We start from the raw sequence: 11,923 nt of genomic DNA, 5'->3' as shown, positions 1-11,923 counted from the left end.
ACTCTTTATAGGATAAATTATGACAAGTGCATTTTATAAAAAACCAACTTATTGGTTTGCTTCATTTTATAGCATTATGTATTACGCAGCTGGTAGTTTTGTTTTTTCTTTTTATGCAATATGGCTTAGTAAAGAGATTGGTTTAACTGCAAAGCAAACCGGTATCATCTATTCATTTAACTATTTAATTTCATTGATCATCATGATCATTTATGGTGTTTATCAAGACAAACTTGTGCTTAAGAAACATCTTATTTGGTTTCAAAGTATCATTATAACTTGTGCTGCACCGGCGTTAATTTATGTTTATGAACCACTGTTGCGACATAATTTTTATGCTGGTGTTATTTTTGGTAGTTTCTTTCTTGGCTTTGGTTGGATTGCTGGTATGGGGTTAATCGACTCATACTGTGAAAAAATAAGTCGAGCGTTTAACTTTGAATTTGGACAATGTCGTACATGGGGGTGTATTGCCTATGCTGCTGGTACGTTTGTTGCCGGTAATTTAATAAGCATTAATCCTCATCTAAATTTTTGGGCAGCTTCAGTTGTAGGTATCTGTTTTATGATACTCAATCTTAATTTCAAGCCTGATTTAAGCAAATCATCTTCGGTAGTATTTCAAAAGAAAGAAAAGTTAAGTTTTAACGAAATTGTTTCAGTATTTGCATTGAAAAAGTTCTGGATATTTGTTGTTTATGTTCTCGGAACTTATAGCTTGTACAACATTTATGACCAACAATTATTCCCGGTTTATTTTACTCAGCAATTTGAAGATGTGAATGATGGTTATCGCTTATACGGTATTTTAAATTCATTTCAGGTCTTTTTAGAAGCTGCAGTTATGTTTTGTGTGCCATTTGTGGTTAACAAAGTAGGGGCAAAAAATGCGTTAATCTTTGCTGCTTTCATTTCCGCTACGCGAATCTTCTTAACTGGGCATGTCGAAAGCATTGCTATTATTTCAGTAATAAAATTGATGCACTGCTTAGAAATCTCAACCATTTTAGTGTCAGTGTTTAAATATATTGATAACAATTTTAACGCTCGTCTCTCTGCTACCGTATTTTTAATAGGTTATCAAGTTGCTGGTTCTGTCGGTGTGATCTTGTTCTCTACCTTCGTTGGTAATTTCTATGATATTCATGGTTCAGCAACCACCTTTAATAACTTAGGTTTAGTGGTTTTAGCCTTTATGATTTTTGCAGTGTTCTTCTTAAGCCGTGATAAAAAATCAGATAGTCCTAAGCTTGAAGACAACATTAAATCATAAAACAGATTTTAGTAATTTAATAAATAGTATTTGATAAAAAATATTGAGGATACAAAATGAATATATTTAATTCAGTAACACAGTTTAACTTTGAACAAACCAGAACAATTTCTCCAGAAAATATGACTGGCGAAAAAGGTAAATCGTGCATGAAAGCGAGTGCTTTAGGACCAAGTCGAAAAGGACAAGGCTGTATTTCAATTGCAGCGGGTGAAAGAGTGACTATCGCTGAAATTACTGGTCCTGCTGAGATCCGTCATATGTGGTTTACTTTAACTGATAGAACGCATCGAGGTAGTTTTGTATTGCGTGATGTGGTTATTCGTATCTATTGGGATGATGAAACAGTTCCTTCAGTAGAAAGTCCAATTGGTGACTTTTTCTGTAATGGTTTTGGTGCTAGATGTGATATAAATTCAATGCCAATTGTGGTTAATCCAACCGGTGGTTTTAATAGTTATTTTAGAATGCCATTTAATAAAAAAGCGCGAATTGAGATTCATAATGAACATGAAGCTGATTTACAGCATTTCTTTTTTACCATTAATTATGCGTTAATGCCAAAACCGTTTGAAAATCCACTTTATTTCCATGCACAATGGCGTCGTCAACGTGTAACTAATTATGCACAAGATTATGTTATATTAGATAATGTTCAAGGTTACGGTTATTATGTCGGTACCTACTTAGCCCTTACGGCATTAGAGCGTTATTGGTGGGGTGAAGGTGAATTTAAATTCTATCTTGATGATGATAGTGAATATCCAACCCAACATTCAACTGGTTCAGAAGATTACTTTGGTGGTGCATGGGCATTTCATAATCGAGATAGCCAAGGACGTCCAAAAGCAAAATGTTTCCAAACGATGTTTATGGGTTACCCTTATCAAACAAACCGTGATGCGACGCGTGACTTTTTCCAAACAGGTGATTCCAATCCTGTACATGGCTTTGGTGACGATGGTTTACCAATGCATGGTTTATATCGTTGGCATCTTCCAGATCCAATTGCATTCCACAAAAATATCAAACTGGCGTTTCAACAAATCGGTAATGATGATATCAGATTGTATGAACGTTGTGATGATATTGCCAGTGTTGCTTATTGGTATCAAAGTCCATCGGTGAATAACAATCCGGTATTCCCAAATAAACAACAACGCACCCCACGTTAATATTAAGGTGATTCGTATATGGCGAGTAATAAACTGAAAATTAATGATATTGCTCGTTTGGCTGGCGTGTCGGCAACGACCGTCAGTCATATATTTAATAAACGAGATAAAAAATATCGTATTTCTCCGCAAACTAGGCAAAGAGTTTTATCTATTGCGGAAAAATACCGCGATCAATCACATATTCATCAATATTTAGTTAAAGCTAACAGTACCAATACTATTGGTGTTATTGTTCCTGATATGTCAAATTCATTTTTTTCAATGTTTTTGCATCATTTAGAAGCTTGTTTTCGGCAAAAGAATATTCAATTATTGATCACTTGTAGTCATTATAATAAAGAAGTTGAGCTTAAAGTTGCGCAAAATTTGGTTGAACGTAAAGTTGATGCAATGATAGTGGTAACTTCATTAGATAGTGACCAATTTTATGTCGATATTAATCAAAATACACCAGTATTACTTTTTGACCGTTATCTAAAAGATACGACATTACCTTTTATCACTAGTGAAGCATTGCAATCTGTAGCTGATTTAATCAAACCTTATGCCGAAAAGTTAGATGAATTTTATTTTATTGGCTGTGATATTCAGTTAACGTCAATTCAAGCTAGACTTAAGGGATTTAAGCAAGGTTTAGAAAGTGTTGGATTAAAAGTTGATAGAGATTGGCTGGTGAGTGATAATTATTGTCCAAATAAAGGTTACCAATTGTTGAAAAGTGTTCATCAAAAATTGGGTAGGGTACCAAAAGCTATTTTTACGCCATCAGGTAACTTACTGCAAGAGGTACTGAGTTATTTGGTCGAAGCTAAAATTGATCCAAAGCAGATCTATTTATGTTCTTATGATTACAATAGTTATCTTGATTATTGTTACTATCCAATAGATGCAATCGAGCAGGATTTTGAGAAGATGGCGCTGACTTGTGTGAATGTCATTGATGATTTATTAAATTTTAAAGAATTAAAACATCAGGCATTTTTTATTCAGCCAAAAATTATACGCCATCGTTAATTTAAGATTTGCTACTGTTGTAAGTAAGATTAGCGATTGGCATTTTTCATGATGCGAGCTTTGTCAACTTGCCACTGTCTTTCTTTTATATCGGTGCGTTTGTCGTACTCTTTTTTACCTTTTGCTAAACCAATTTTTACCTTTGCCCAGGCATTTTTCCAATACAAGGATAATGCCACAACGGTATAACCTTGGCGGTTAATTTGGCCAAATAGCGAGTTTAATTCTCGTTCATTAAGTAATAATTTTCGAGTACGCATAGGTTCACATACGACATGTGTAGACGCAACATTTAATGGTGTTATTGTTGCACCAAATAACCATGCTTCCCCATTTTTTAGTAACACATAACTGTCACTAATATTCGCTTTACCTGCTCGCAGGGACTTTACTTCCCAACCTTGTAGGGATAAACCTGCTTCAATTTCCTCTTCAATAAAGTACTCATGGCGTGCACGTTTATTTAATGCAATAGTTGCCGAACCCGGCTTATGTGATTTTTTCTTAGTCATAATGTGCGTTATTATAGAGTTACATGATACTATATGTCACTAATTTTAACTTTTAATTTTATTATTATGGCATATGTTTTTCATGAGGTGATCGAGCCTTATTCAACCGAACAAATGTTTGCATTGGTTAACGATATAGCTAAATACCCCGAATTTGTCCCTGATTGTATCGCAACTGGGATTATTAGCAAACAAGATAACATTCTAACTGCTTTTATTGAAGTTGAAAAATTAGGCTTTAAAAAATCATTTACTACCATAAATAAGATTAATGAACCTAATTCAATTGATATGGCATTGTTAGATGGTCCATTTAAACATTTAAAAGGACGATGGCAATTTACTCAACTAGATAACCAAAATAGTAAAATTAGCTTTAGTTTAGATTTTGAATTTAATAATAAATTAATGAGTGCTGTTTTTTCTCCTATTTTTAAAGAAGTGATGACCAATATGGTTAAAGCATTTTCGCAAAGAGCAAGGCAGATATATTAAGATGATAAATATCCAAGTTGTATATGCGCTACCTAATCAGCCGACTATTATTGATTGTGCAGTTGATGAACAAACGAATGTCTTGCAAGCAATTGCAAAATCCAATATCTTATCATTATGCAATATTCAATTAGATGGTTATTTTGTCGGTATTTATGGCAAACGTTGTGAGCTTACTGAACAAGTAAAAGATGGTGATCGTATTGAAATATATCGAGCGTTAATCAATGATCCGAAAGAGATTCGACGAAAGAAAGCGGCATTGAAAAAGAAATAAATAGAATGAAGGGAACTGAATGCATAACTTGCTGATTGAAAAAGTTGAAACTTTATGCAAAAAACGCGGTATTAAGCTGACCACTCAGCGTAAAACCGTTTTAAATATTATGCTTAAAGCCAATAGAGCAATGAGCGCATATGATCTTTTAGATCTTTTAAAAGTCAGTGAACCACAAGCTAAGCCGCCAACAATTTATCGCGCACTAGAATTTTTACTTGAGCAAGGTTTTATTCATAAGGTGGAGTCAACTAACTGTTATATTATTTGTCCGCATTTTCATGACCCGCAACATATATCCATTTTATTTATTTGTGATAATTGTCATCAGATTATTGAGAAGCACTCTGAAAATATTGAAAGTCAACTTAAGTTATTAGCGACGCAAAGTGAATTTTTAATAAAACATAGTGTGCTTGAAATTCATGGAATTTGTCATTCATGTCAACCTTAATTATTTTATTATGGTTAGTTAATATTGTTTGTGACACAGTAGGGCAAATTGCTTTCAAATATGCCGCAGTGACCTCTAATGATAAAGACGGCCGTTATTGGCAGAAATTATTCGGTAATATATGGCTGTGGTTAGGATTTGGTTCTTATTTCATTGGTTTTGTGTTTTGGTTGGCTTTTTTAAGCGAAGTGCCACTATCACAAGGGATCTTATTAGGCTCTTTTAATATGATCACCGTGATGCTTGCTGGACGTATCTTATTTAAAGAACATCTAACCCCCTTTCGGTTGCTAGGGATATTTTTTATAACTACCGGTGTGATATTAGTAGGATTAACTTAATGAAAAAATTTTATATCATCGGTTTTGTCTTGTTGCTCTTTTTTGATACTTTTGGGCAAACTTTTTTTAAACTTACGGCTATCTCAGCTTTGCCATTTGAAGCAAATATGAGTTGGTTGTTAAGGATTTTTAGTCATGGGTGGGCATATTTAGTTATGATTGGGTATGCAGGAGCATTTATCACCTGGATGGTATTATTAAAAAAAGCGCCAGTTGGCCCAGCTTTTGCTGCATCGCATTCGCAACTTGTTACTGTGATGTTAGTGTCGGTTGTTGCATTTAATGAACAAATTACATTTACGCGCCTACTAGGGGCATTGTCTATTATTGTTGGGATTGTTTTTCTTGCTTTGGCTGAGCAGAGGTTACATCGTAAATCAGTAAAATAAACAGAATTGAGATAATCACCTTTTTAATAGGAACCAATATAGTTAATTTACATTGATCCCCAATAGTAAAATAGAAAAGGTTTTATTCTATTTTAATTAGCCACGATCTCGCTCCATCACAACTAGATAAGCTTCTCGTCGCCAGAATAAAAATAAACGGCGCAAATCTTTTTGCATTGTTATAACGCGCCAACCTTGCTGTGCATTATCATTTAAAAAAGCACCAAATTTTTCAGGATTTGCATTAGCTGCTCCCAAGAGCATTGAAGACAAAGCGCCTTCTTGATAAATTACTACTTTATATTCTTTCATTGTTTTCATACCTTCTTAAAATAAACAAGATAATCTCTAATAATTGTCAAAATTAAGAGAAAATCGCGTTAATAATACGCATATTTGGGATATTAATCCAGTGGCAGTGAAATGAATGATTGAATTTTAATCAATTTTGGTCGAAGTATAGCAAATAAAATAACAATGAAATTTTTAGTGAGGCCTTAGCTAAAAATAGCTCACAAGCCAAATTCTTAACTAATATTAGCGATAAATTAAATTTGCTTATCTAAATTTTTAAGCATTTCAATAATTAGTCTATTAGCATCAGGAAATTCATCCGCATTTAGATCTTCTTGATCAATCCAACGGCTGGGTTGTCCCTCTTTCGCAAAAGGTACGCCATCCCATTCTTCTACTAAGTAGGCATGAATTGTAATATCGCGATCTTCATAACTATGTTCAAAGGTTTTTAAAAATTGAGCTTGATGAATGTGAATATCAACTTCTTCGGCTATTTCGCGTTCTAATGTTTGATAAGGTGTTTCACCAGTTTCGATTTTTCCGCCAGGAAACTCCCAAAAACCAGCAAGATGAGAATCTTCACCGCGTTGGGTGATAAAAATTTGACAATCTTGTGAACGAATTATACCTACAGCAATTTCAGTATGTTTTTTCATGATCCTGTCTGTTTATGATTAAAGTTAGGGAAAGCTTATGCCTTCCCTTTTGATTTTTAACTAACAAAATTCGTTGATTTAAACATCAATATTGTTTAATCATACTAAATTTTTGGCTTAATTAACAGCTCCATGACAATGTTTATACTTTTTGCCTGATCCACATGGACAAGGATCATTACGTCCTACTTTTGCTTGCGTGCGGACAATCGGTTGTGATGAATTTGATGCTTGTCCATCATTGTCACCATCAATACCCACCATTGATTCATGGTTAGCCTGTTGTTTCGCCATTAATCTTTCGATTTCAGCTTGGCGTTGACGTTCAGCTTCATCAACTTCTTCTTGCGAACGAATTTGTACGCGGCTTAATATACCAATTACATCATATTTCAACGATTCTAACATATTGGCAAACATATTGAATGATTCACGTTTGTATTCTTGTTTAGGATCTTTTTGTGCATAGCCGCGTAAATGAATGCCTTGACGTAAATAATCCATAGCGGCTAAATGCTCTTTCCATAATGTATCAAGTGTTTGTAACATAACGCTTTTTTCGAATTGTCTAAAGGCATCAGCACCAGCTGCATTTTCTTTTTCAAGATATTTATCTTGTGCAAGTTGTAAGATACGTTCACGTAAATTTTCTTCATGAAGATTTTGCTCTTCATCAAGCCATTTAGCGATAGGTAAATCTAAATCAAAATCATTTTTTAAGGCGGCTTCTAATCCAGCAACATCCCACATTTCTTCAATCGATTGTGGTGGAATATATTGATCAATAACCGTTGTAAATACATCCCCACGTATTGAATCAATTGTCTCTTTGATATCTACGTTATCTAATAAATCATTACGTTGGCTATAAATAGCTTTACGTTGATCATTGGCGACATCATCATATTCGAGTAATTGTTTACGAATATCAAAATTGCGACTTTCAACTTTTTTCTGAGCATTAGCGATAGCTTTAGTAATCCATGGATGTTCAATTGCTTCACCTTCTTTCATACCAAATTTACGCATCATATTACCGACACGATCTGATGCGAAAATACGCATTAATGGATCTTCTAATGATAGATAAAAGCGAGAAGCACCAGGATCCCCCTGACGACCAGCACGACCACGTAATTGATTATCAATTCGACGTGATTCATGACGTTCAGTACCAAGAATATATAATCCACCAAGTGCAATCACTTCTTCATGTTTAGCTTGCCATGCTTGTTTCGCTTTTTCGATATCTGCTTCAGTTGGATTTTCTAATTTTGCAACTTCACTTTGCCAGTTACCACCAAGCATAATATCTGTACCACGACCAGCCATATTAGTTGCGATTGTCACGGCTCCTTTACTACCCGCATCAGCGATAATTTCGGCTTCTTGCGCATGGAATTTGGCGTTAAGAACATTATGTTTGATACCTGCTTTTTTAAAGGCATGTGAGACAAGCTCTGATTTCTCGATAGATGCAGTACCGACTAATACCGGTTGTCCTCGTTTAACACAAGCTTGTACATCAGCCACGATAGCATCAATTTTTTCTTTTTCAGTCATATAGACAAGATCAGGCTGATCTTTTCTTACCATCGGTCGGTTGGTTGGAATAACAATGGTATCCAAACCATAAATTTGGTTAAATTCGAAAGCTTCGGTATCAGCAGTACCTGTCATACCGGCTAATTTTTCATAGAGACGGAAATAGTTTTGGAAAGTAATAGAGGCTAATGTTTGATTCTCATTTTGAATTTTAACATGTTCTTTAGCTTCCACCGCTTGGTGTAAACCGTCAGACCAACGACGACCATCCATCGTACGGCCTGTATGTTCATCAACAATAACGATTTCATTGTCTCTAACAATATAATCAACGTCACGATGGAATAAGTGATGAGCACGAAGTGCAGCATTAACATGGTGCATTAGTACAATATTACTAGGTGCATAAAGGGATTCATCACCTTTCATAATGCCTTGTTTTATTAGTAGTTCTTCAACCTTAATTAAACCTCGTTCGGTTAAGTTAACTTGACGTGATTTTTCATCAATCGAAAAGTCACCATCGCCTTGGAACTGATCCGAATCTTCTTTTTCCTGACGGGTTAAGTGTGGAATGATTTTATCGATACTAACATATCTATCTGAGCTGTCTTCAGCTTGACCAGAAATAATTAGTGGTGTTCTTGCTTCATCAATTAAAATTGAATCGACCTCATCCACTAAAGCATAATGAAGTGGGCGTTGTACTCGGGCCTCTTTACTAAAGACCATATTGTCACGCAAATAGTCAAACCCATATTCGTTGTTAGTACCATAAGTGATATCAGCATTGTAAGCATCACGTTTTAAATGCGGTGGCATATTAGGTAAGTTAATGCCCACTGTTAAGCCTAAAAATTCAAATAAAGGACGATTATTTTCAGCATCACGTTGCGCTAAATAATCATTAACGGTGACAACATGTACCCCTTTACCGGTTAACGCATTTAAATAAGCAGGCAACGTTGCGGTTAATGTTTTACCTTCACCAGTACGCATTTCAGCTATGCAACGTTCATTTAGAACCATACCACCTATTAATTGCACATCAAAATGACGCATACCAAATACACGCTTACTTGCTTCACGGACTACGGCAAAAGCTTCTTCTAATATATCGTCTAATTTTGTACCGTCGGCAATTTTTTGTTTAAATTCGTTAGTTTTTGCCTTAAGTTCTTCATCGCTTAATGCTTCCATTGCTGGCTCAAGGGCATTGATCGTTTCAACACGCTTACGCATAGATTTTAATACGCGTTCATTACGGCTACCGAATACTTTAGTTAATAATTTTAATAACATAACTTTTCTCTTATTGTTTTTTTATAATGGGAGATATAAGGATTAAACCTTATTGAATAAATTAATTAATTTGATTATGTAAAATCTATTAAGCGGTAGCGTTTGGACCGGCTCTTATTCCATTATAGGGAGATAATCGAATAACAGTATTTGGACTAACTTCGTCATAATTTCGCGCGATAATTTGCTTATCGTAATGCTGCTTTGGTGACAAAGATAAGATTTGCGAGGTTTTTTTAGTTGGAGTTTGCTGATCTTGAACTATTTCAGTAATCGCAATAATACCAACTTGAGTTGTAAATGATTGAACTGGTAACGCATTTTGTTGGTAAAAACCGAACCCAGTAGCAATTACACCTAATAATAAGTGCGATAATGCGGTTTTAATAATAAGGCGTTTACTTATATGTTGCCAGTAATTAATCATAGTCATAACCGCAGTATCTTAGCATTTTTTGCCAAAATGAAAAACTATTATTGATTAATAAACTGTCTGAATATTCGAATTTTTATGGTAATAGTAATTAAAAATACCCACCATGTTTTATAGTGGGTATATAGATTAACTAATCCTTAACCATTAATTGTCCCATCATACCGAGTGTTTCATGTTCAACAATATGACAATGATACATGCGTAATCCTGGCATATTTTGTTGAATTTTTATGGTGATTTTTTCGTGAGGACGTAAATTGATGGTATCTTTTAATGCAACATATTCTGGTGGATATTTTTTACCATCAAATTCATGCGATACAACCGTGAATTGTGTACCATGAATATGGAAATTATGATCCATATGTGAATTATTGAATATGGTCCACTCCTCAACATCATGGATTTTACTTTCTAGATCAATTCGTTTCATATCATGGCGTTTGCCATTAATTAAAAACAGCATGCCACCTCTTGGTTCGTTCTTGTCCATGACCTCTATATATTCAAGCGTTTTATGCGCTTTTGCTTCACCAATTTTAGGTAGAGTTCGTAATGGCGAAGGTAAAACAATCGAATTTGCTTGTTGTAACTCTAATTCAGCAAGTATTATATCTTGTTCTGGTGGTACATTTCCCATCTTACCGCGATCATAACCAATTGATTGTAAGTAAACCGTACCGGTTTGTTTGGGTAAAATTACCAATTCTGCGCGTTCGGCAGGTGATAATAATAGTGGCTTTTCAAGGGAAATTGGTTCAGGCATTAATCCACCATCACTACCCACTAAAAAGACATCACAACCTGGAATTGAAAGGTTAAGATAACGTCCAGAACAGGCATTCCAAACACGAACACGTGTTGCAGTATTAACTTTCATTTTTGGACGATAACCACCATTAATTAATACAAATTGTCCTTCTCGACCATTCATCCAATCAGTCATTGAGTTATCGGCAATTTCTCCTTTGTCTGTCAGTTTCAGATCTGAGAAAAACCAATTTAGTTCCGGTAAAGATTCTAAAGGGTCTTTTTTACTACGAACTATAAATACTCCCGCTAATCCTCTAGCGACTTGTTCAGCAACGGTGTTATGACCATGAGGATGATACCAATAGGTACCTGCACTGCCTTCGGGAATGGTAAATTCGTAAATACGTTCACTGCCTGCAGGTATTTCATCTTGTGGATTACCATCTTGATTTGATGGCACAAGTAAACCATGCCAGTGCACCGTTGTTGATTGTGACAGTCTATTTTTTACTGTCAATTTGACTTTATCACCTTCATAAACTTCAATAAGTGGCCCAGGTATTGAATCATTGTAAGCCCAAAATTCTGTAGTGATATCAGGCGTTAATACAATTTTTACAGGTTTGGCTTCAATAGTAGCTTCAAATATACCTGATTGATGACTACTATTTTTTAACAGCTGGAATTTGGGTAAATCATGACCTTTTGGTAGTGCTGAAGTAGATAATAGTTTTTGTGGTTGTTTGTTGTTCATATTCATATTCATATTCATATGATCGTGCATGTTGTCCCCCTTATCACAATTATCAGATTTAACATCACAAACCATGTCAGACATTGATGAATGATCCAATTTGGCAATGGCTTTAGTCGCAATTAAACCACCAACGGCAGCGGTAATATTCATTATAAAATTTCGGCGTTTCATAGTATTCCTATAATCATTTATTTAGTTAAATAATAACTAGTAGTTAGCTCTCCCAACTCGTCTAGTCGTTCAG

At 34.9% G+C, this 11,923-nt stretch carries 14 protein-coding genes; 8 read left to right on the top strand and 6 right to left on the bottom strand.

Annotation, left to right across the window (positions count from 1 at the left end; all coding sequences use genetic code 11):
- Positions 1-19 precede the first annotated feature (19 nt).
- From H3U96_RS06905 to H3U96_RS06895, 3 genes are read left to right on the top strand one after another with little or no spacing between them, the layout of a single operon-like run.
- Positions 20-1,273: an oligosaccharide MFS transporter gene (locus H3U96_RS06905; protein WP_198196060.1), complete on the top strand. Its 1,254-nt coding sequence runs from the start codon at positions 20-22 to the stop codon at positions 1,271-1,273.
- A 56-nt stretch (positions 1,274-1,329) separates the two neighbouring features.
- On the top strand, positions 1,330-2,448 hold the full coding sequence (locus H3U96_RS06900) for a glycoside hydrolase family 172 protein (protein WP_086360248.1): 1,119 nt from the start codon (positions 1,330-1,332) through the stop codon (positions 2,446-2,448).
- A gap of 18 nt (positions 2,449-2,466) precedes the next feature.
- Complete coding sequence (locus tag H3U96_RS06895; protein WP_086361646.1) at positions 2,467-3,465, top strand: substrate-binding domain-containing protein; 999 nt, start codon at positions 2,467-2,469, stop codon at positions 3,463-3,465.
- A gap of 29 nt (positions 3,466-3,494) precedes the next feature.
- Here the strand turns inward: H3U96_RS06895 and smpB are convergent, their stop codons facing one another.
- A complete protein-coding gene (smpB, locus tag H3U96_RS06890) occupies positions 3,495-3,977 on the bottom strand; it encodes an SsrA-binding protein SmpB (protein WP_086320788.1) in 483 nt (160 codons plus the stop codon).
- Positions 3,978-4,010: 33 nt separating this feature from the next.
- Here smpB and H3U96_RS06885 point away from each other — a divergent pair, with 33 nt between their 5' ends.
- The 5 genes from H3U96_RS06885 to H3U96_RS06865 are packed head-to-tail and all read left to right on the top strand — an operon-like array spanning position 4,011 to position 5,933.
- Complete coding sequence (locus H3U96_RS06885; protein ID WP_198196054.1) at positions 4,011-4,472, top strand: type II toxin-antitoxin system RatA family toxin; 462 nt, start codon at positions 4,011-4,013, stop codon at positions 4,470-4,472.
- A 1-nt stretch (position 4,473) separates the two neighbouring features.
- On the top strand, positions 4,474-4,749 hold the full coding sequence (locus H3U96_RS06880) for an RnfH family protein (protein ID WP_198196052.1): 276 nt from the start codon (positions 4,474-4,476) through the stop codon (positions 4,747-4,749).
- Positions 4,750-4,768: 19 nt separating this feature from the next.
- On the top strand, positions 4,769-5,203 hold the full coding sequence (gene zur, locus H3U96_RS06875; RefSeq protein ID WP_065577587.1) for a zinc uptake transcriptional repressor Zur: 435 nt from the start codon (positions 4,769-4,771) through the stop codon (positions 5,201-5,203).
- A complete protein-coding gene (locus H3U96_RS06870) occupies positions 5,191-5,544 on the top strand; it encodes an EamA family transporter (RefSeq protein ID WP_065577586.1) in 354 nt (117 codons plus the stop codon). The genes zur and H3U96_RS06870 overlap by 13 nt, the downstream gene beginning before the upstream one ends.
- Positions 5,544-5,933: a multidrug efflux SMR transporter gene (locus tag H3U96_RS06865; RefSeq protein ID WP_198196050.1), complete on the top strand. Its 390-nt coding sequence runs from the start codon at positions 5,544-5,546 to the stop codon at positions 5,931-5,933. The genes H3U96_RS06870 and H3U96_RS06865 overlap by 1 nt, the downstream gene beginning before the upstream one ends.
- 96 nt (positions 5,934-6,029) lie before the next feature.
- On the opposite strand, the gene H3U96_RS06860 is transcribed toward H3U96_RS06865, so the two are convergent.
- The 5 genes from H3U96_RS06860 to H3U96_RS06840 form a co-directional block, all read right to left on the bottom strand.
- Positions 6,030-6,245, bottom strand: a complete 216-nt coding sequence (locus H3U96_RS06860; RefSeq protein ID WP_065577584.1) for a DUF4177 domain-containing protein — start codon at positions 6,243-6,245, stop codon at positions 6,030-6,032.
- A gap of 236 nt (positions 6,246-6,481) precedes the next feature.
- A complete protein-coding gene (gene mutT / locus H3U96_RS06855) occupies positions 6,482-6,886 on the bottom strand; it encodes an 8-oxo-dGTP diphosphatase MutT (protein WP_065613906.1) in 405 nt (134 codons plus the stop codon).
- A gap of 117 nt (positions 6,887-7,003) precedes the next feature.
- Positions 7,004-9,733 carry a preprotein translocase subunit SecA gene (gene secA, locus H3U96_RS06850; RefSeq protein ID WP_198196048.1) on the bottom strand — a complete coding sequence of 910 codons (2,730 nt, stop codon included), beginning with the start codon at positions 9,731-9,733 and terminating at the stop codon, positions 7,004-7,006.
- Between the two features lie 88 nt (positions 9,734-9,821).
- Positions 9,822-10,160, bottom strand: a complete 339-nt coding sequence (locus H3U96_RS06845) for a hypothetical protein (protein WP_198196046.1) — start codon at positions 10,158-10,160, stop codon at positions 9,822-9,824.
- Between the two features lie 139 nt (positions 10,161-10,299).
- Positions 10,300-11,850: a multicopper oxidase family protein gene (locus H3U96_RS06840; protein ID WP_198196044.1), complete on the bottom strand. Its 1,551-nt coding sequence runs from the start codon at positions 11,848-11,850 to the stop codon at positions 10,300-10,302.
- Positions 11,851-11,923 lie beyond the last annotated feature (73 nt).

Source organism: Gilliamella sp. M0364 (assembly GCF_016100565.1).
Taxonomy (GTDB): Bacteria; Pseudomonadota; Gammaproteobacteria; order Enterobacterales; family Orbaceae; genus Gilliamella; species Gilliamella apis.
This window is presented reverse-complemented; position numbering and strand designations above follow the sequence as displayed.

Excerpts from the sequence above, each read along its gene's own strand:
- H3U96_RS06905 (WP_198196060.1), top strand. The coding sequence starts at position 20 with ATGACAAGTGCATTTTATAAAAAACCAACTTATTGGTTTGCTTCATTT.
- H3U96_RS06900 (WP_086360248.1), top strand. The coding sequence starts at position 1,330 with ATGAATATATTTAATTCAGTAACACAGTTTAACTTTGAACAAACCAGA.
- H3U96_RS06895 (WP_086361646.1), top strand. The coding sequence starts at position 2,467 with ATGGCGAGTAATAAACTGAAAATTAATGATATTGCTCGTTTGGCTGGC.
- smpB (WP_086320788.1), bottom strand. The coding sequence starts at position 3,977 with ATGACTAAGAAAAAATCACATAAGCCGGGTTCGGCAACTATTGCATTA.
- H3U96_RS06885 (WP_198196054.1), top strand. The coding sequence starts at position 4,011 with ATGTCACTAATTTTAACTTTTAATTTTATTATTATGGCATATGTTTTT.
- H3U96_RS06880 (WP_198196052.1), top strand. The coding sequence starts at position 4,474 with ATGATAAATATCCAAGTTGTATATGCGCTACCTAATCAGCCGACTATT.
- zur (WP_065577587.1), top strand. The coding sequence starts at position 4,769 with ATGCATAACTTGCTGATTGAAAAAGTTGAAACTTTATGCAAAAAACGC.
- H3U96_RS06870 (WP_065577586.1), top strand. The coding sequence starts at position 5,191 with ATGTCAACCTTAATTATTTTATTATGGTTAGTTAATATTGTTTGTGAC.
- H3U96_RS06865 (WP_198196050.1), top strand. The coding sequence starts at position 5,544 with ATGAAAAAATTTTATATCATCGGTTTTGTCTTGTTGCTCTTTTTTGAT.
- H3U96_RS06860 (WP_065577584.1), bottom strand. The coding sequence starts at position 6,245 with ATGAAAGAATATAAAGTAGTAATTTATCAAGAAGGCGCTTTGTCTTCA.
- mutT (WP_065613906.1), bottom strand. The coding sequence starts at position 6,886 with ATGAAAAAACATACTGAAATTGCTGTAGGTATAATTCGTTCACAAGAT.
- secA (WP_198196048.1), bottom strand. The coding sequence starts at position 9,733 with ATGTTATTAAAATTATTAACTAAAGTATTCGGTAGCCGTAATGAACGC.
- H3U96_RS06845 (WP_198196046.1), bottom strand. The coding sequence starts at position 10,160 with ATGATTAATTACTGGCAACATATAAGTAAACGCCTTATTATTAAAACC.
- H3U96_RS06840 (WP_198196044.1), bottom strand. The coding sequence starts at position 11,850 with ATGAAACGCCGAAATTTTATAATGAATATTACCGCTGCCGTTGGTGGT.